The organism is uncultured Hymenobacter sp. (assembly GCF_964243305.1).
GTDB lineage: Bacteria > Bacteroidota > Bacteroidia > Cytophagales > Hymenobacteraceae > Hymenobacter.
This window is the reverse complement of the sequence record NZ_CAXTEF010000025.1, coordinates 12,859-30,573: the sequence shown is the minus strand read 5'-3', so window position 1 is coordinate 30,573 and position 17,715 is coordinate 12,859. Positions and strand designations below refer to the sequence as shown.

At 64.7% G+C, this 17,715-nt stretch carries 20 protein-coding genes; 13 read left to right on the top strand and 7 right to left on the bottom strand.

Annotated elements, in window-relative coordinates:
* Window positions 1–97: 97 nt before the first annotated feature.
* Window positions 98–844, top strand: coding sequence for a ZIP family metal transporter (locus ACFE70_RS14005; protein ID WP_375418382.1), 747 nt, complete (start codon window positions 98–100; stop codon window positions 842–844).
* Window positions 845–897: 53 nt separating this feature from the next.
* Here ACFE70_RS14005 and ACFE70_RS14000 read toward each other — a convergent pair whose 3' ends face one another.
* Both ACFE70_RS14000 and ACFE70_RS13995 read right to left on the bottom strand, forming a co-directional pair.
* Window positions 898–1,221, bottom strand: coding sequence for a chaperone modulator CbpM (locus ACFE70_RS14000; protein ID WP_375418381.1), 324 nt, complete (start codon window positions 1,219–1,221; stop codon window positions 898–900).
* A 56-nt stretch (window positions 1,222–1,277) separates the two neighbouring features.
* Window positions 1,278–2,225: a DnaJ C-terminal domain-containing protein gene (locus ACFE70_RS13995; protein ID WP_375418380.1), complete on the bottom strand. Its 948-nt coding sequence runs from the start codon at window positions 2,223–2,225 to the stop codon at window positions 1,278–1,280.
* 260 nt (window positions 2,226–2,485) lie between these two features.
* Here ACFE70_RS13995 and ACFE70_RS13990 point away from each other — a divergent pair, with 260 nt between their 5' ends.
* The gene (locus tag ACFE70_RS13990) at window positions 2,486–2,989 is read left to right on the top strand and encodes a DUF6799 domain-containing protein (protein WP_375418379.1); all 504 of its coding nucleotides are present in this window, start codon (window positions 2,486–2,488) and stop codon (window positions 2,987–2,989) included.
* Window positions 2,990–3,254: 265 nt separating this feature from the next.
* On the opposite strand, the gene ACFE70_RS13985 is transcribed toward ACFE70_RS13990, so the two are convergent.
* The 3 genes from ACFE70_RS13985 to ACFE70_RS13975 all read right to left on the bottom strand — a co-directional run bounded on the left by ACFE70_RS13985 (window position 3,255) and on the right by ACFE70_RS13975 (window position 4,818).
* Window positions 3,255–3,470 carry a hypothetical protein gene (locus ACFE70_RS13985; RefSeq protein ID WP_375418378.1) on the bottom strand — a complete coding sequence of 72 codons (216 nt, stop codon included), beginning with the start codon at window positions 3,468–3,470 and terminating at the stop codon, window positions 3,255–3,257.
* Window positions 3,471–3,535: 65 nt separating this feature from the next.
* Window positions 3,536–3,937 (bottom strand): septal ring lytic transglycosylase RlpA family protein, encoded by a 402-nt coding sequence (locus ACFE70_RS13980; RefSeq protein ID WP_375418377.1) that lies wholly within the window; start codon window positions 3,935–3,937, stop codon window positions 3,536–3,538.
* 23 nt (window positions 3,938–3,960) lie between these two features.
* Window positions 3,961–4,818 carry a glycoside hydrolase family 25 protein gene (locus ACFE70_RS13975; protein WP_375418376.1) on the bottom strand — a complete coding sequence of 286 codons (858 nt, stop codon included), beginning with the start codon at window positions 4,816–4,818 and terminating at the stop codon, window positions 3,961–3,963.
* A gap of 139 nt (window positions 4,819–4,957) precedes the next feature.
* Between ACFE70_RS13975 and ACFE70_RS13970 the strand changes: the two genes are divergently transcribed.
* Complete coding sequence (locus tag ACFE70_RS13970) at window positions 4,958–5,242, top strand: VF530 family DNA-binding protein (protein ID WP_375418375.1); 285 nt, start codon at window positions 4,958–4,960, stop codon at window positions 5,240–5,242.
* Window positions 5,226–5,549: a hypothetical protein gene (locus tag ACFE70_RS13965; RefSeq protein ID WP_375418374.1), complete on the top strand. Its 324-nt coding sequence runs from the start codon at window positions 5,226–5,228 to the stop codon at window positions 5,547–5,549. The genes ACFE70_RS13970 and ACFE70_RS13965 overlap by 17 nt, the downstream gene beginning before the upstream one ends.
* A 199-nt stretch (window positions 5,550–5,748) precedes the next feature.
* Here ACFE70_RS13965 and ACFE70_RS13960 read toward each other — a convergent pair whose 3' ends face one another.
* Entirely contained in the window at window positions 5,749–6,132 is a 384-nt protein-coding gene (locus tag ACFE70_RS13960) for an Hsp20/alpha crystallin family protein (protein WP_375418373.1), read from the bottom strand.
* Between the two features lie 205 nt (window positions 6,133–6,337).
* The gene (locus ACFE70_RS13955) at window positions 6,338–8,215 is read right to left on the bottom strand and encodes a BamA/TamA family outer membrane protein (RefSeq protein ID WP_375418372.1); all 1,878 of its coding nucleotides are present in this window, start codon (window positions 8,213–8,215) and stop codon (window positions 6,338–6,340) included.
* A 224-nt stretch (window positions 8,216–8,439) separates the two neighbouring features.
* Here ACFE70_RS13955 and hemW point away from each other — a divergent pair, with 224 nt between their 5' ends.
* From hemW to ACFE70_RS13910, 9 genes are all read left to right on the top strand, one after another.
* Window positions 8,440–9,603, top strand: a complete 1,164-nt coding sequence (gene hemW / locus ACFE70_RS13950; protein WP_375418371.1) for a radical SAM family heme chaperone HemW — start codon at window positions 8,440–8,442, stop codon at window positions 9,601–9,603.
* A 102-nt stretch (window positions 9,604–9,705) separates the two neighbouring features.
* Entirely contained in the window at window positions 9,706–10,128 is a 423-nt protein-coding gene (locus ACFE70_RS13945) for a hypothetical protein (RefSeq protein ID WP_375418370.1), read from the top strand.
* A 2-nt stretch (window positions 10,129–10,130) separates the two neighbouring features.
* A complete protein-coding gene (locus ACFE70_RS13940; protein ID WP_375418369.1) occupies window positions 10,131–10,796 on the top strand; it encodes an alpha/beta fold hydrolase in 666 nt (221 codons plus the stop codon).
* Window positions 10,786–11,598: a cyclase family protein gene (locus tag ACFE70_RS13935; protein WP_375418368.1), complete on the top strand. Its 813-nt coding sequence runs from the start codon at window positions 10,786–10,788 to the stop codon at window positions 11,596–11,598. The genes ACFE70_RS13940 and ACFE70_RS13935 overlap by 11 nt, the downstream gene beginning before the upstream one ends.
* A 71-nt stretch (window positions 11,599–11,669) precedes the next feature.
* A complete protein-coding gene (locus tag ACFE70_RS13930; RefSeq protein ID WP_375418367.1) occupies window positions 11,670–12,359 on the top strand; it encodes a hypothetical protein in 690 nt (229 codons plus the stop codon).
* A gap of 150 nt (window positions 12,360–12,509) precedes the next feature.
* Window positions 12,510–14,450 carry an NADP-dependent phosphogluconate dehydrogenase gene (gndA, locus tag ACFE70_RS13925; protein ID WP_375418366.1) on the top strand — a complete coding sequence of 647 codons (1,941 nt, stop codon included), beginning with the start codon at window positions 12,510–12,512 and terminating at the stop codon, window positions 14,448–14,450.
* A gap of 87 nt (window positions 14,451–14,537) precedes the next feature.
* On the top strand, window positions 14,538–15,269 hold the full coding sequence (locus ACFE70_RS13920; RefSeq protein WP_375418365.1) for a class I SAM-dependent methyltransferase: 732 nt from the start codon (window positions 14,538–14,540) through the stop codon (window positions 15,267–15,269).
* 32 nt (window positions 15,270–15,301) lie between these two features.
* Complete coding sequence (locus ACFE70_RS13915) at window positions 15,302–16,624, top strand: gluconate:H+ symporter (RefSeq protein WP_375418364.1); 1,323 nt, start codon at window positions 15,302–15,304, stop codon at window positions 16,622–16,624.
* Window positions 16,625–16,801: 177 nt separating this feature from the next.
* Window positions 16,802–17,689 carry a TIM barrel protein gene (locus tag ACFE70_RS13910; protein WP_375418363.1) on the top strand — a complete coding sequence of 296 codons (888 nt, stop codon included), beginning with the start codon at window positions 16,802–16,804 and terminating at the stop codon, window positions 17,687–17,689.
* The last annotated feature ends 26 nt before the right edge of the window (window positions 17,690–17,715 follow it).

Below are 17,715 nucleotides of genomic sequence, written 5' to 3'. Positions count from 1 at the left end.
CGTTTTGCAACCTTGTTTCATACTATATGGTATGCCTTTTCCCCAGCCGAAACGGTAGGGAAGGCGGACCAGTCATTCGTTAAGAAAAGTACCCGCCATGCTGCTGGCCATTTTTATTTTGTTCGGCACGGTGCTGGGCGCGGGGTGGGCGGCGGGGCGGGTGCCGGTGGCGCGGGGCGGGCGCTGGCTCAAGCCGCTGCTGGCCTTCAGCGGCGCGTATCTTTTTACGCTCACCGTCACGCACTTGCTGCCCGAAGCCTGGCAGCTGCTGCCGGGGCAGCCGCAGCAAGTGGGCTACTGGGTGCTGGCGGGCTTTTTCGGGCAGCTGGTGCTGGAGGTTTTCTCGCAGGGCGTCGAGCACGGCCACGTGCATGTGCCCGCCGAGATGAAGCCCGGCGCCGTGCGGGTGCCCTACGCGCTGCTGGCGGCTCTGGTGCTGCACTCGTTTCTGGAAGGCAGCATTCTGGTGCGCAACCCGGCGGCGGGCACGGTGAGCCAGAATTTTTACGCCATTGTGGTGGGCGTGGCCCTGCACCACATGCCGGCCGCGTTTGCGCTAGGCACGCTGCTGCGGCTGCGGCTGGGCAGCTTCACCAAGGTGTGGCCGTGGCTGGTCTTGTTTGCGCTGGCCTCGCCGGTCGGCATTCTTATCAGCAACTACGTGGTGCTGGCCGAGCTGCTGCGCGGCGGCCTCTACGCGGCGCTGCTGGGGCTGGTGGCGGGCAACTTCCTGCACGTCTCGACCACCATTCTCTTCGAAACCAGCCCCGAGCACCGCCTCAACTGGGCCAAGCTAGCGGCCACGCTCGGCGGCCTGCTGCTGGCGCTGGGGGTAGGCGAGTGACGCTGCGTGTCAATGAGGAATGAAGAATGAGGAATTGCCGCAGTAGCAGTTCCTCATTCTTCATTCAGCAAGGGTCCGCCGTGCAGGAACTGCTCCAGTTGGCGGGCGCGGGCGGTTTGGCGGCTTAGCTCGGCTTGCAGGTGCAGCAGGCGCCGGCGCATGGCCACGATGATGTCGATGCCTTCTTTGTTGATGCCCAGCTCGTGGTGCAGGCGGGCCAGGCGGGGCAGCAGCTCGTCGGCTTCGTCGTCCAGCTCCAGGGCGGCTTCGGCGGGCGCGGGGGCGGGGCGCAGCAGGCCCACCTCCACAAACTCGTGCAGCTCGGCGGTGCTCAGGCCGTAGCGCGTGCGGCACTCCTGGTAGGTCAGAATCAGCATGGCGAAAAGCGAACAGCTAAGAAGGTTGGAAACGAACAGGGGGGTAGGGAATTCGCTCAGGCGGCCTCCGGGCGCAGGACGGCGAGCTGGCGCAGTAGGTCTTTCTCCTGGTCGGTGAGGTGCTGGGGCAGCTCAATGCTGAGGCGCAGATACAAGTCGCCGTGCCCGGCCTGCTTATAGGCCGGAAAGCCTTTGCCACGCAGCCGCAGGCGGGTGCCGTTGGCAGTTTCGGGCTTGATTTTGATTTTCACTGGCCCGCCGAGCGTGTCCACGGTTTGCTCGCCGCCGAGCAAGGCCCGGTAGAGCGGCACGGGCACGTCCTGGGTGAGGTCGTCGCCGGTGCGAGCGTAGCGCGGGTCGGGCGCGAGGCGGAAGGTGATGAGCAGCGCGCCGTTGGGCCCGCCGTGGCGGCCGGGGCCGCCCTGGTCGCGCAGGCGAATGGTCTGCCCGTCGGCCACGCCCGGCGCGATGGTCAGGCGCAGGTTTCGGCCGTTCACCGTGATGGTGCGCGGCCCGCCGTGGTAGGCTTCTTCGAGCGTTAACTCTAATTCAGCCTGGTAGTCCGGGCCGGCGCCGGGCCGGGTGCTCCGGCCCGCGCCGCCGGGGCCGCCCATATTGCCGAAGAGGGAGCCGAAAAAGTCGGAAAAGTCGGCCCCCTCGCCGCCAAAGCCCTCGAAGTCGCCCTGACCCTGGCCTTGGCTGTACTGGCTCCAGTCGAAGCCACCCGCGCCGCCGGCCGGGCCGGGCCCGCCGCTGGCACCCGCGCCGGCCTGCTGGTAGCGCTGCCAGTCGGCGCCAAACTGGTCGTACTTCTGGCGCTTGTCGGGGTCGGAGAGCACCTCGTGGGCCTCGTTGGCTTCCTTGAACTTGCGCTCGGCGTCCGGGTCGTTGGGGTTCACGTCCGGGTGATACTGGCGGGCCAGCTTGCGGTAGGCCTTCTTGATTTGCTCGGTGGTGGCCGTTTTGGCCACGCCCAGGGTCTGGTAGTAGTCTTTGTAGTCCACTTTCAGCCGGCGTTAAGCCTGAAGATGAGAAGAGAAAGGGCCGCTACGCGGCCAAAATGACGTTTAAGAAAGGGATAGAACGCAGGCCACCGGTCAAATGTTAGCCCGCAACCGGCGCGGGGCGCGGCGGGCTGGCTTGGCCCTTAATTTGTTTTATCACAGAATAACGTGCACTGCCCGGCGTTTGCCCAAGCAAAATCGGGGGGCACTGATTGTCGTTCAGATGGTTTTCAGCCCTCCGCTCCATTTCTAAATAGCTTATGAAAAATCTACTGCGAGTCGTGGCCGCCGGCCTGCTGCTGGCCATCGGCAGCCTTAGCGCCCAAGCCCAAAACAAGCTGCCCCCGCGCAAAGCGGCTACGCCCCGGCCGCGCACGGCTATGCGGCCCGGCGCCGCTACCATGAAAGATGGCGTCGTGATGAAGGAAGGCAAAATCATGCTCACCGAGCTGGGCCAGACCAACCCGCTCGCGGCCGACAAAACGCTGGTCAACGGCACCAAAATCAGCGCTACCGGCCTTATCACCACGCCCGACGGGGCCACCACTCAGCTCCAGGAAGGCGACCAGATGTCGCTCTCGGGTCGCGTGACCACCAAAGCCGCGGTGGCCGAGCAGGATAGTCTGCGCAAGCTGCTGGAGTTCGACACCAAGATGAAGACCATGACCAAGCAGCAGAAGGCGCGCCTCAAGGCCAAGGAAAAAGCCGATGAGGAAAAAGCCAAGCGCCTGGCCAAGCGCGACAAAGCCAAGGGCAAGCGTTAGGCGTCTGTTATGCACTCTTTGGCGAGCTGAGACGGTTTTTTCGAGCAGTTTGGTCTACTGGATTTGACCCATCGGTCCAATGGGGCTGAGTAAGTGCCGTAGCGGGCTTCTTTTGACCTTGGTTATTTTCAGCTATCTGCCAAAACGCGCCCAAGTGCATAACAGGCGCTAGGCGTCTGGCGGTGCTCCGCCACAGATTAAGCTGGCTTACGGGAATGCGTCAGCCCACGGGGCCGTCCGGCAAGCAGCCGGGCGGCCCCGTTTGTTACTTAAAGGGCCCGGTGGCTCCGGGCGCGGTGTAGTCGGCCAGTACGGCCAAGCCTTCGGCATCGTCGTGGGCCTCGACCACCTCATCGAGCACAAACTGGATTTCGGCATCGGTCCAGCCCTGCGCGTCGGCGGCCTTCACGAATAGGTCGAGGGCGGCGAAACGGCCGGCCTGGGGCGGCAGCGCCCACTGCACTTTCTTGCGGATTCTCATGCCCGCAAAAGTAAGCCGGCCAGTTCCCTACCCCCTTGCTCGGGCGCAAACCGGGCCAGGCCCACCTAGCGGCGGCCCTCAGCCTTCGCGGCGGGCGCCGCCCGCAGCACGCGCAGCTGCACCGGCACCACGCCCGCGTCCACGAGGTCGAGCTTGCGGGCGGCCTTGCGCGAGACGTCCACGATGCGGCCCGGCACGTGCGGCCCGCGGTCATTCACCGTCACCTTCACCGAGCGGCCGTTGCGCACGTTGGTCACGCGGATGCGGGTGCCGAAGGGCAGCGTGTTGTGGGCGGCCGTCATCTTGCCCGGCCGGTAGGGCGGACCGCTGGCCGTGGCCCGGCCCGCAAACTTGTCGGCGTAATAAGAGCCTTTGCCGCTCTGGGTGAAGGCGTTGCGGCTGCCGCCGCAGGAAGCGGCTAGCAGCAGGAGCGCCAGTAGGCTCAGGGCGCCGGCCGGGCGGCGCATCAGCGGCGGGAGGGGGGGTAGGGTCACTTCTTTTTGCTTAGAGCGGGCACGCGCAGCGCCAGCAGCGCCTGGTAGTTGCCCTGAAAAACGTTGAAATCGACGGTGCCGCGGATGCCGGGCACGTAAGACTCATCGGAGTGCTGCCAGATTATCCACTTCGAGGGGGGTAGGGCGGGCTTATCAACCTCATAATGAGCTAGCCATAATGGATAGTCATCGAAGTGGCCGGCCAGGTAGCGGCGGTAGAAGCTGTGGTTGGAATACAGGATGGGCCGCACGCCGTAGTGCGCCTCGACCAAGCGCAGCCAGCGGGTCACTTCGCGGCGCATCCGGGCCACGTCGTGGAAGTGGGGCGCCTCCACGTCGAGCACTGGCGGCAGGTCGCCCGCGGCCAGCGGCACGGTGCGCACAAACAAATCGGCTTGGCGCTGCCCGTCGCGGTTGGGCTGGAAGTAGTGGTAAGCGCCGCAGCTGATGCCGGCTGCCCGCGCCCCGCGCCAGTTGCGGGCAAAGCGCGCATCGCGCAGCGTGCCGCCCTCGCTGGCCTTGATGAAGGCGAAGCGCACGCCGTGGCGGGCCACCTCGGGCCAGTCGATGCGGCCCTGGTAGGCCGACACGTCGATGCCGTGCACCGAGTAGCCGCCGAGCAGCGGCGTCTGCTCGCGGCCCGTCAGGCGGCCCTGCGTGAAGGTGGCCCAGGCCCGGCGGGCGTAGCGGTTGAGCTGACGCTGGTAGCGCCAGTAGCCAGCCGCGCCCAGCAGCAGGCCCAGCACCAGCGCCCGCAGCAAGGCCCGCCGCCACCAGAGCCACCGCCCGCGCGGCGGGTCCGGCCGGCGGGCCGAGATAGGAGCGGGGCGCAGACGTTTGGAGGAAGGAGACATAAGCGGGCCGGTCAAATTTAACGGCTGCGGCCCGGCGAATCGTGTCCGCGCCGGTCCGCTTATTTCGGTAGCACTGCCGAACTTCGCCCGGACGGCGGCCCTCACCGCTCCCTACCCCCCGCTCTGCGCCCAGCCTGCCATGCCCACTGTCCCGCATTCCGACGAAGCTCGCGACGAATCCGGCCACCTGCTTCGGGAGCTGCACGGCGTCACGCTAAGCCAGATTCTCGATTACCTCGTGGCCGCCTACGGCTGGGCCGGACTGGATGAGCGCATCCGCATCAACTGCTTTTCGGTTAATCCGAGCGTCAATTCCAGCCTGAAATTCCTGCGGCGCACGTCCTGGGCGCGGGCCAAAGTCGAGGAATTGTACATCGAGACGCGCACCAGAGATTTAGCTCCAAAAAATGGCCGAGTTCGTTGAAAAAGCGCCGCCCGGCAGCCGCTGGCTGGGTTTCGCTGCGTTTGTAGCCTTCGAGACGGGAGCCTATTTTCTGCTGGCTTTCCTGACCTCCGGCCTGGGCGAACCCGACCAGATGCAACCCGAAAACACCATCGTCAGCAACTGGGTCAAGACCATGACCTTCTTTGTGGGGCACTTGGTCTTGGTGGTCGCGGCGGTGCTCGTGCTCAGCAACCGCCTGCCGCGGCGCTACCGCGGGCAGGTGATGGGTTGGTTTTACCTGGCGGTACTGATGAGCTTTGGGCTGCTGATTCCGCTGTTCTGGTAAGAAAACGCGATGTGAAACGCCGCTTCGCGTAACAAAAGGACAATGAAAAAGCCACTGCCTGGGGGCAGTGGCTTAAGCTAAAAGATACGGACAGGGCGAAAAAGCTGCCGGTCGGCCCCGGCGTTATCAGGAAGGTAAGCGGTGCCGGTCGGTCCCGGCGATATAAAAACAGACCAGCTTGGAGGGCGCGGCGGCGCGCTTAGGCGCGGCGGATATCAATCTCGCGCTGCTCGTTGGTCGTGTCTTTGTAGGGAATGCGGATGCGCAGCTCGCGGCCTTCGTGCACGGCATCGATGCGGGTCAAATCCAGGTTGCTGGGCAAGTCGAGGGTCTGCACGAAGAGCGGGGCGGCAAGCTGGTCGTCGGGCTGGTGGCGGTACTCGCCGTACACGGTCAGGCGCTGGTCGTTGAGCACTACGTGGAAGCTTTCGGGCGCCACGCTGGCGGCGGCCACGCGCAGCACCACGCCCTTGGGGCGCTTGTCAAGGCGCAGCTGGGCCTGGGCCACGCCGCCACCGATGGTGTTGAGCAAATCAAGCTGCGGGGCGATGTTGCGGATAAATTCGGGGCTGATAAGTTTCATGGCGGAGGAGCCGGAAAGTAGCGGCTTCGGACCCACTTAATCAAACCCTGTACCAAATAAAACGGCTGCTTAACTACACTGATTATCAGCTAAATTACCTGTCAAAAATGGTATGCATGTAGCCATTTCGGACAGGGTGTCAAAAACTCCGATTTCAGCTGGTTTTAACCTGCCATTCTGCCAACAAACCCGGCGGTGCGGCTTCTCAAAACCGGCTCGTGACGCCGAAGTGAATCTTGCCCTTGGCCACGTCAAAGCTTTGCTGTTTGGCCCGGCCCACGGAGTACACGAACTGAAACACGCCCGCCGCCGTGCGGAAGCTGATGCCCGCCCCCAGGCCGGTGGGCTGGTCGGCCCGCGGCGCGTTGCGGATGGTTTCGTTGCGGAAATACGCCTGGTCGGCGAAGAGAAAGACGTAGGAGTCCGACCCCGTGAACTGCCGGAATTCGGCCGTGCCCACGCCGTAGGAGCTGGCGTAATACTGGTTTTCCGAGAAGCCGCGCAGCGAGTTGAGGCCGCCGAGCCGGAACAAGTCGTTCTGAAACAGGCGCGCGTTGAGCAGGCCCTCGCCGCGCACGCGCAAGAGCAGCACGCCCTGGCGGCCGGCACGGAAATAGTGCTCGGCGCGGGCGCCGAAGCTGATTTGGGTGCTGCGCAGGGGTAGGCGCCGGTAGAGCGTGTCGTTGAGGTCGGCGTTGCGGCGGATGGTTTTGCTGCCCACGGCGGCCTGCCCGCTGACCAGCGTGCCCCGGCGCGGGAAATACAGGTCGTCGAGGTTGTTGCGGGCGTAGCCCAGGCCGTAGGCGCCGTAGCGCGAGTCGATGTTTTCGGGCAGGCTAGTGCGGGCGCGGTTCGTGGCCGAGTCAGCCAGCAGGCGCGAGCTGCGCTGCTCGGTGAAGAACGTAAGGCGTCCGGCGCGGGCGGTGGGGTAGGAAACTTCCAGCCGCGGGCGCAGCGTGAGGAAGTCACCGGTCTGGCGGTAGAGGTTGAGCGTGGCGCCGACTTCGAGCGGCGAGCCGAAGAAGTTGGGGTGCACGTACTGCGCATCAAGCAACTGCGACTTGGCGTCGGTCTTGCGCCACTGCACGCCGGCCTGCTTGCCGCCGCCCTTGAGGTTGCGCAGATTAATGGTAGCCTCCCCGGTAATCTGCACGCCCGATTTATTGCTGTTCGTGCCGCCGCCCGTGTTGGGCACCACGCCCACGATGGCGTCGAACTGGTTCGCCGGCCGGTCATCAATCAGAAAATACACCCTGGCCTGCCCCCGCGCAAAGCGCACTTCGGGCTCGGCGCGTAGGCGCAGGTAGGGCAGCTGGCGCAGGAGCTGCGCCGCCGCGGCCACCCGCTGCTGACTGTAGGGCTGATTGGGAAAAATCTGCAAATATTTGGTCAGAAAGCGCTTTTTAGTTTTTGTATTGCCCACCACTTGAATCGAGTCAAATGTCACGGCGCGGCCCCGGCGCAACACCACGCGCCCGCTGATGTCGGCCCCGCGCAAGGCCACCGAATCCAGCCCGACGGTGGCAAACGGAAAGCCCTGGTTTTCGGCCTCGGTGAGAATGCGCTCCTGCAACCTCGCCCAGTCGGCGGGCTGGAAGGGCTTATTCTGAAAAAACCGCTCCCGGTAGCCGGCGCGCGTGAGCAGGCCGTCGCCGAGGTTGCCGTTGCGCAGCCGCGCCCAGCGGAATTTCTCGCCCACGTACAGCCGCACGCGCAGCGTGTCGCGCCCGGCCCAGCGCAGCTCGTCGGCCGAGGCCGTCAGGTAGGCGTCGCCTTGCAGGGCCAGCACCAGCGCCCGCACCTCGCGCAGCGCGCCGAGCGAATCGGGCAGCATGGTTTGGTACTTGTAGCGCTTGAGGATGAGTTGGTCGGCGGCTTCGGTTTGCAAACGCAGCACCCGCGGGCGGCGCAGCGCGGCCGGGGCCGGGGGCGGCGGGTTTGCCGGCGCCGGGGGGGGTAGGGGCGGCGAGGCCAGGCTTGGCTGGCTGGGAACGCCGGAGCTGAGCGCGGGTGTTTGAGCGGCGCCGGGCCGACTGATTAGCAGCAAAAACCAGAGCAGGCAGGCGGTGCGGCGGGCGTACATTCGGGAAGGCAAACGCGAAACGGGCGGTTTAATTTCCAGCTAACGAACCTGAACGTCATGCAGAGCGCAGCGAAGCATCTCGCGTGCAGCAGTAATTAAGCTTAACTACACGATTTAATTACTTCCCCAAGCGAGATGCTTCGCTGCGCTCTGCATGACCATCTTCTATAACCGCCTTTCGCGCTGTTTTCGAGCTGCAAGCTACATTCCCTACCCCCCTGTCCGTGCCCGGCCTCTACCTCCACATCCCCTTTTGCAAGCAGGCCTGCTACTACTGCGACTTTCACTTCAGCACCGCGCTGGGCCTGAAAAGCCGGGTCGTGCAGGCCATCGTCCGGGAGTTGGAACTGCGCGCCGACTACCTGGGGCCCGGCGCCACGCTTGACACGATATACTTCGGTGGCGGCACGCCCTCACTGCTGAGCGAAGCGGAGCTAAGCCAGCTTTTTGAGGCTATCGGGCGGCATTTTCAAATAAGCCCGCAGGCCGAAATTACCCTCGAAGCCAACCCTGACGACCTGACGCCCGCCGCCGTAGCCGCACTGGCGCAGTCGCCCGTCAACCGGCTCAGCATCGGCCTGCAAAGCTTCCACGAGCCGCATCTGCGCCTGATGAACCGGGCGCACTCGGCTCAGGACTCCACAGCGGCGGTGCGGCGGGCGCAGGCGGCGGGTTTCGAGAACATCTCGATTGACTTGATTTACGGCGTGCCCGCGCCCGACCACGGCCACGCCATCTGGCAGGCTGATTTGGCGGCGGCGTTTGCGCTGGAAGTGCCGCACGTCTCGGCCTACGCCTTGACTATTGAGCCCAACACCGCCTTCGGGCGGCGCCAGCTCAAAGGCACTTTCCTACCCCCCCCGGATGAGTTCGTGGCCGAACAGTTTGAAATCCTGTTACTAGAAATGCGTGCCCACGGCTTCGAGCAGTACGAAATCAGCAACTTCTGCCGGCCGGGTCGGGAGTCGCGCCATAATTCCAGCTACTGGGCCGGCGTGCCTTACCTCGGCCTGGGGCCCAGCGCGCACTCGTTCAACGGCCCCAGCCGGCAGTTCACGGTGGCCAACAATCACCAGTACGCCACGGCCATCCTGGACGAGGGCCGGGTGCCCGCCATGACCGAAGTTCTGACGCCCGCCGACCAGGCCAACGAGTACCTGCTGACCAGCCTGCGCACCGCCCGCGGCTGCGACCTGCGTCACCTGCGCGAGCACCTGGGCGTGGATTTGCGGCAGGAGCAGGCGCCGTACCTGGCCCGCCTGCAAGCCAGCGGCCGGGCCACCGTCTCGGCCGACGAGGTGTTGCGCCTCACTGACACGGGCAAGCTGCTGGCCGACCAGATTACGCTGGATTTATTCGGGGCCGCCGCGACGGCCGAAGTGCCGTAGCAGCCGGCACGGCGGTAGAAACCGCTAATCTTGTAGCTTGCGCCCGCTCGCCCACCGGCGTTGGCCGCCACTTTGCGCTGCCCGCCGTCTATTCTGCTCCTTATGAAGCTGCTCAGTGACGCCCTCGCCGACGACGCCGATTTTTTCGTCGAGCAAGTTCAAATCACGGCCATCGTCTTTGATAATACCGACGACGTAACGGTCTGGGCCACCACGTTTTTCGACCAGGCGCCGCACTTCTTTCACCTCGGCCTGCCCTTCGCCGCCCTCGACACGCTCTTACGCGTGGCCGACGACGAGCGCGCCGAAGCCCTGCAGGAGGAAGTAGCCGACGCCCTGGCCACCACCGAAGAGTGGCCCTGCCTGCTCGAGTACACCACCGAAGAGCGCCCACCCGTGCCGCTGCCCGCCGTGGCCCTCAAGCTGGCCGTCACCTACCCCGCCGATGAGGACGAAGAAGGCGCCGACGACCCCATGCCGCACAATGTGTTTTACCTGGAAGGGGTGTTTGTGAAAGTCGATTAGGGGTGAAGCTCTACCTCATTCCCGGCCTCGGCGCCGACGGGCGCCTGTTTGCCCCGCTGCTGCCGCGCTTGCCCGCCACGGTGCGCCCGCAGGTGCTGGAGTGGCTGCCACCCGCTGCCCCCGCTGAGTCGCTGGCCAGCTACGCCGCCCGGCTGGCCGCGCCTATTCTGCCGAACGAAACTTGCTGGGTGGCGGGCGTTTCGTTCGGCGGGATCGTGGCGCTAGAGATTGGGCGGCTGCGCCCGCGGGCGCGCATCATTCAGATTTCCAGCCTTTCAGCGGCCGAACTGCTGCCTTTGCAACTGCGACTGCTGCGGCGCCTACGTTTGACGCCCCTGGCCTCGCCGCGACTGTTGAATTGGTTTCCGGGGGTAGGGAACTGGTTTTTCGGTATTCAGGATATTGAGATGGCAAAGCTGCTGCGCTCGTTCATGCGCCAGTTGGATGGCCGCTACCTGCGCTGGTCGCTTCAGGCGCTGCTGCACTGGGACAGCCGCGGCGTGGGCCCGGCCGTTACGCTGCACGGCACCCGCGACCGGGTTTTCCCGCTTGGCCGTCGCCAAGTTGATTATCAGATTCCCGGCGGCCCGCACTTCATGGTCTATACCCACGCTGAGGAAGTAGGTGCTGCTTTAGCTGAAATCCTGACCGCCGCCCATGCAAGCTAGCCTCACCCACGCCGGCCGCACCTACGCCTTCGACCCCACCCGGCCGCTCGACATTTCCCTACCCCTCGCCGCTGGCCTGAAGGGGCAGCCCAATTGCTTCTGGGCCGAGCCCGTCGAGGTCGAAACCATCCGGGTGGGCGATTTTGTGGGCAGCGTGGCCCTGGGCGGCAGCACCAACTACCAGCGCGTGCACCTCACGCCCCACGGCAACGGCACCCACACCGAATGCTACGGCCACCTCTCGCCCGACCCCGCTGCCACGCTGGATAAGTGCCTGACGCAGTTCCTGTTCGTGGCGCAGCTGCTGAGCGTCGCGCCGCGGGCGCAGGAGAATGGTGACCTGGTGGTGCTGCTGGCCGATGTGCAAGCCGCGCTGGCGTCGACCGCGGCTTTCCCTACCCCCCCTTCCAGCGCGGAGGGGGGTAGGGAAAGCCTGCTCCCGCCCGCCCTCATCCTGCGCACGCTGCCCAACGACGAGGCCAAGCGCGCGCGCCACTACTCCGGCACCAACCCGCCCTATCTGGAGCCCGCGCTGGCCGAATTCCTGGTGGAAAGCCACGTGCAGCACCTGCTGCTCGACCTGCCCAGTGTGGACCGCGAACAAGACGGCGGCCAGCTGCTGGCCCACCACGCCTTCTGGCGCTACCCAGCCGCGCCGCGCCGCGGAGCCACTATCACGGAGCTGATTTTCGTGCCCGACGCCATCCCTGATGGCCTTTACCTGCTCAACCTGCAAGTCACCAGCCTCGTGCTCGACGCCAGCCCCAGCAAGCCGGTGCTCTATGCGTTGCGGGAAGCTTAGAAAGCCAGATGCCGTGCAACCAGCCAGCCACTGCGAGGCCTCTCTGAGGCATTCCAGCTATAATTCATTTTATGCGTCTCCGCTTTTTTAGTGCGTTGCCGGCTCTGCTCCTGTTGCCGCAAGCGCTAGCCGCGCAAACGGCGCCCACCCCGCTCGATTCGGCTGCCCCGCGCCGCTGGCTGCTCAAAGCGGGCCTCTCGCCCGGCCGCCTGCTGCCGCAAACCGGCTCCAATGGCTTTCAAGCACGTATTTCGCCTTCTATTGGGCTGGAGTATCAGCTTTCGCCCCGGTTCACGCTATCCGGTCAGGCTGAGGCTGACTTTACATTCCCCCGGCGCTCATACTACCTTCCTTACTATCAGCGAGTTCGCCAGTCTTTGGTGCCTGCCGCCGAAGCGGGGCTGATGCTGCGCTACTACTACAACCAGGCTGGCCGCGCCCGGCACAACCGCGCGCACGGCCCGTTTGTCGGCAACTACCTGGCCTTGGGTACAAGTACGGAAGCAAGAGAGTATTTCTTTGAAGACTACTATTCCACTGGTTCGGCCGCTACCGATATTAAGAGGCGCTACTCCCTGACTCCTAACGCAATTCTATACTGGGGTCTGCAGCGGCGCCTCGGTCAGCGCTTCTTGTATGATTTTAATGCTGGTATCGGACTACAAGCCAACTATTATCCCGGCTTGCCAACTCCTTACACCTTCCGCTATGGGCCAGATGGAATTTTCGACCTGAACCTGCGCCTGTATTTTGTTCGCTAGGTTCACTAGCTCTGACCACCCGCCGAACGCCAAAAAAGGCTACTTCCAATCAGAGGTAGCCTCTATATTTGCCCGCCCGCCGGTCCCGGTCCGCGCCAGAAAACGGGCGGGCGGCCATCATCCCTACCCCCCACTCTGGCCCCAACGCCTATGGTATTCGTCGTCATGGGAGTTGCGGGCTCGGGCAAAACCACAGTGGGCCGCCGGCTGGCCCAGGCGCTGCGCCTGCCCTTCCACGATGCCGACGACTTTCACCCGGCCGTCAACATCGAGAAGATGCGCGGCGGCCAGCCCCTCACCGACGACGACCGCCGCGATTGGCTGGCCGCGCTGGCGGCGGGCCTGCGCGAGTGGGCGGCGGGCGGCGGTGCGGTGCTGGCCTGCTCGGCGCTGAAAGAGCCCTACCGCGCCGGGCTGCAAGCCGCCGTGTCCGCGCCCATCCGCTGGGTCGTGCTCGATGGCGCGCGGGAGCTGATTGCGGCCCGGCTGGCGGCCCGCACCGGCCACTACCTGGGCGCCGGCCTGCTCGACTCGCAGCTGGCGGCCTTTGACAAGCCCGCCTACGGGCTGCACCTGCCCATCAGCGCTTCGCCCGAAGACCTGGTCAACCAAATCCTGGCCCACACCTATATGAGAGAAGAAACCATTGAAGAGGAAACCGCCGCCGAGTTCGGCCTCATCGGCCTGGGCGTGATGGGCCGCAGCCTGGCCCTGAACCTGGCCGAAAAAGGCGTGCGCCTGGCCCTCTACAACCGCCACGTACCGGGCCTGGAAGAAGGCGTGGCCGAAAAAGTGGTCACCGAAAACGCTGCTTTGGGCGAGCTGCACGCCTTCGATGAGCTGCCCGCCTTCGTGACGGCGCTGGCCCGGCCCCGCAAAATCCTGCTCATGGTGACGGCCGGCGCAGCCGTGGACGCCCAAATCCGGGAGCTGCAACCGCTGCTGGCGGCCGGTGACGTGCTCCTCGACGGCGGCAACTCCCACTACCACGACACCGCCCGCCGCACCCGGCAGCTGGCCGACGCCCAGATTCATTTCTTAGGCACCGGCATTTCGGGCGGCGAAGAAGGTGCCCGTCGCGGCCCCGCCCTGATGCCCGGCGGCCCGCGGGCGGGCTACGAGTTGGTGGCGCCGTACCTGGACCTGCTGGCCGCCCGCGACCAGCGCGGCGCGCCCTGTGCCGCCTACCTGGGCCCCGACGGGGCGGGCCACTTCGTCAAGATGATCCACAACGGCATCGAGTACGCCGAGATGCAGCTGCTGGCTGAGGTCTATCAGGTGCTGCGCCAGCTGCAAGCGCCGGCCGAGGAGATGACCGCCATCCTGCGCGGCTGGCAGGCGGAAGAAGCCCTCAGCAGCTACCTGCTCGGCATCACCATCGACATTCTGCAAGTAAAGGAGAATGGCAGGCTGCTGCTCGACCACATCCTGGACCAGGCCGAGCAGAAAGGCACCGGCGGCTGGACCGTGCAGGCGGCCCTGGACTACGCCGTGCCCCTGAGCGTCATCAGCGAGGCTGTGCTGGCGCGGGTGCTCTCGGCCCACCGGGCGGCGCGGGTGCAAGCCGCCGCGCGCTACCCGGCCCCGGCCGCGCCGCCGCTGCCCGCCGCCGAGCGGCAGCGCCTCATCGGGCAACTAAAAAATGCCTACCAGGCCGCCCGCCTCCTCAACCACGCCAGCGGCTTCGAGCTGCTCAAAGCCGCCTCGGCGGCCGAAGGCTGGGCGCTGATTTTAAGCGAAGTGGCCCGCATCTGGACCGGCGGCTGCATCATCCGCTCCGGTTTGATGGAGCAGCTGCACGAGCTTTTTAAAAAGACCGATGACCTGCTCGCCGCGCCCGGCATCGTGGCGCAGCTCCAGGCCCGCCGCGCCGATTTCGCGGCCCTGGTGGGCTGGGGCCTGCAAGCCGGCGTAGCCCTGCCGGCGCACTCGGCGGCCCTGAACTACTTTCTGGGTCTTACTACCCCCCACTCGCCGGCCAACCTGATTCAGGCGCAGCGCGACTACTTCGGCGCCCACACCTTCCGGCGCACCGACCGGCCGCCCGAGGAAGTGTTTCATGCCGACTGGCCGGCCTACCTTGCGCCCTGACCTTGACCTGTATTTAAAGTCAGGTGCTAAAGTCGCATCTTGTCACTTGATGATACTGCTTTTTTCCAGTCAAGGACGTCGCTGCTCATGGATGCTAAATTACATTATGATAATCATTTGGCCGCCTTCTACTCGTGGATGGTAGGCGATTTTGATGTGGTGCAGGGTCACATGACAGCCTATTTCCAGGCCCATCAACTACGTCCGCGAAGCAATGGGCTGGCCCTTGATTTAGGGGCCGGTACCGGTTTGCAAACCATAGCTCTAGCCCGGTTGGGGTTTAGGGTTTTAGCACTTGATTTTAACGCCCATCTGTTGCAGGAACTACGCGAGCGGGCACCCGAACTGCCCGTAACAACTTGCGAAGATGACCTGCTCAATTTCCGACGATACTTGGCTGGGGAGGCCCCTGAGCTTGTTGTATGCATGGGCGACACCCTGCCTCACTTATCCTCTATTGAGGTAGTTGAGTCGCTTTTCCACGATTGCTACCAAGCCAGCGCACCGGGCGGGCGCTTGGTGCTTTCCTTTCGTGCCTTAACCCAGGAATTGCTTGACACCCAACGATTTTTGCCCGTGCGTAGTGATGCGAACCGTATTCATACCTGCTTCCTAGAATATTTTCCTACCGTCGTGCGGGTCACTGACCTGCTTCATGAACGGGCTGCCAGCGGCGAGTGGACGCAGAAAGTGAGTTCTTATCATAAGCTTCAGCTTGACGTGAACGAAGTAGTTCGGTTACTGACACAGGCGCAATGGCAGGTCATAAGCCAGGAAACGCATCAGGGAATGACATATTTGTTCGCCGAGCGCCATTAACCGTGTATGGTCTTGGTTAAGAGTTTGCTCCCATGACGCTGCTTATCATTCTGCTGGCCGTACTAGCGCTCATCGGGCTTACCACTTGGGGGAAGGTGAACGCCTTTCTGGCGTTTTTGCTGGTCACGATTCCGGCGGGCCTGGCCCTGGGGCTGGCCCCCGCGCAGGTGCTGGCCGCCGTGCAAAAAGGTCTGGGCGACACGCTGGGCTCGGTGGCGCTGGTGGTGGTGCTCGGGGCCATGCTGGGCAAGCTGGTGGCCGAAAGCGGCGCCGCCCAGCAGATTGCCGCCGTGCTGATGCGCACCTTCGGCCCCAACAACATTCAGTGGACGATGATGAGCACCGGCTTCATTATCAGCATTCCGCTCTTCTACAATGTGGGTTTCCTGCTGATGATACCGCTGATTTTCTCGGTCGTGTATCAGTACCGGCTGCCGGCCGTGTACGTGGGCTTGCCGCTGCTGGCCGCGCTCTCGGTGCTGCACGGCTTCCTACCCCCCCACCCGGCGCCCACCGCCCTGGTGGTCCTGTTCCACGCCGACGTGGGCCGCACCTTCTTCTACGGGCTGCTGGTGGCGGTGCCGGCCGTGGTGCTGGCCGGCCCGCTCTACGCGCGCACGCTGCGCGGCATCGTCTCGAAACCTTTGGCGAGCTTTGCCAGTGAGCCGCGGCCTAGCCACGAGCTGCCGGGCGCTCTCAACAGCTTTGTTTCAGCCCTGCTGCCGGTACTGGTGCTGAGCGTGGTGCTGGGGCTGCAAGCGGCGCTGCCGGCGGGCGGGCCGCTGGCCCCAGCCCTGGCCTTTCTGGCCGACCCCGGCGTCGTGATGCTGTTCTCGGTGCTGGTCGCCACGTTCAGCCTGGGCCGAAACCAGGGCCGAAGCATGGCCGCCATCATGGAAACCTATGGCGCGGCCACCCGCGACGTGGCTTCGCTGCTGCTCATTATCGGCGGGGCCGGCGCGCTGAAGGAAGTGCTGGTGGCCAGCGGGGCCGGTCCGGCGCTGGCCGCCGGCCTGGCCGGCACCGGGCTGCCGCCGCTGCTGCTGGGCTGGCTGCTGGCGGGCCTGATTCGGGTGTGCCTGGGCTCGGCCACGGTGGCGGGCCTCACGGCGGCGGGCGTCATGCTGCCCACGCTGGCCCACTCCAGCGTCAATCCTAACCTGCTGGTGCTGGCCATCGGGGCGGGCAGCCTGCTGTTTTCGCACGTCAACGACAGCGGCTTCTGGCTCTTCAAGGAGTATTTTAACCTCTCGGTGCGCGACACGCTGCGCTCGTGGTCGGTGATGGAAACCATTGTTTCGGTCGTGGGCCTGCTGGGCGTGCTGCTGCTCGACTGGGCGCTGCCACGGCTCTGAGCCAGGCTGGCCGGGTTTTGGTAAAGGAAGATTTTATTGCACCTAATGAGGAATGCAGAATATCCATACCTTGTCCTGGCAAGCGGCGCCACTTCTTTCTGGCCGCTCACACCCCAAAATGCCCGCCTACTGATTCCCTACCCCCCTCTCCCTACTCCAACCTAATTTTCTCATCCCATGACTTCCCGCCGCGATTTTCTGACTTCCGCCGCCCTGCTCGCCACCGGCACCCTGGTGGCGCCCTCGCTGCTGGCCGCCCCCAAGAAGCGCACCATCGGCATTCAGCTCTACACCGTGCGCGACGCGATGGCCAAAGACCCGGCCGGCACGCTGGCCCAGCTGGCCAAAATCGGCTACAACTCGGTGGAGGGCGCGAGCTACACCGGCAGCCAGCAGTTCTACGGCCTGACGCCCAAGGCCTTTGCCGCGCTGCTCAAGCAGAACGGGATGATAATACCCAGCAGCCACTACCGCCTCGGCGAGGAGCAGGAGAACGGCGCCCCGGTGCGCGGCACGATGCTGCACGAGTGGGACCGCGCCGTGGACGATGCCGCCGCGGCCGGCGTCAAGTACATGGTCTGCGCCTACCTCTCCGAGGCCGAGCGCGGCGGCCTCGACCACTACAAGTACGTGGCTGACCAGCTCAATAAAGCCGGCGAGCGCTGCCGCAAATCGGGCCTGCAGCTCTGCTACCACAACCACGACTTTGAGTTTCAGGCCCAGGACGGCGGCCAGCTGCCCTACGACCTGCTGCTGGCCACGGACCCCAAGCTGGTGCAGATGGAGCTGGACCTCTACTGGGTCAGCAAAGCCGGCCGCGACCCCATCGCCTTGTTCAAGCAGCACCCCGGCCGCTTCCCGCTCTGGCACGTCAAGGACATGGACCGCACGGAGAAGAAATTCTTCACCGAGGTGGGCAACGGCAGCATCGACTTTAAGAGAATCTTCGCCCAGGCCAAGCTGGCCGGCCTGAAATACTTTTTCGTAGAGCAAGACAGCACGCCCGGCTCGCCCTTCGAGAGCGTGAGCAAGAGCATGGCCTACATCAAGAAAAACCTGAGCTAGGGTTCCGCATAGCTGTAGCGCGAAAC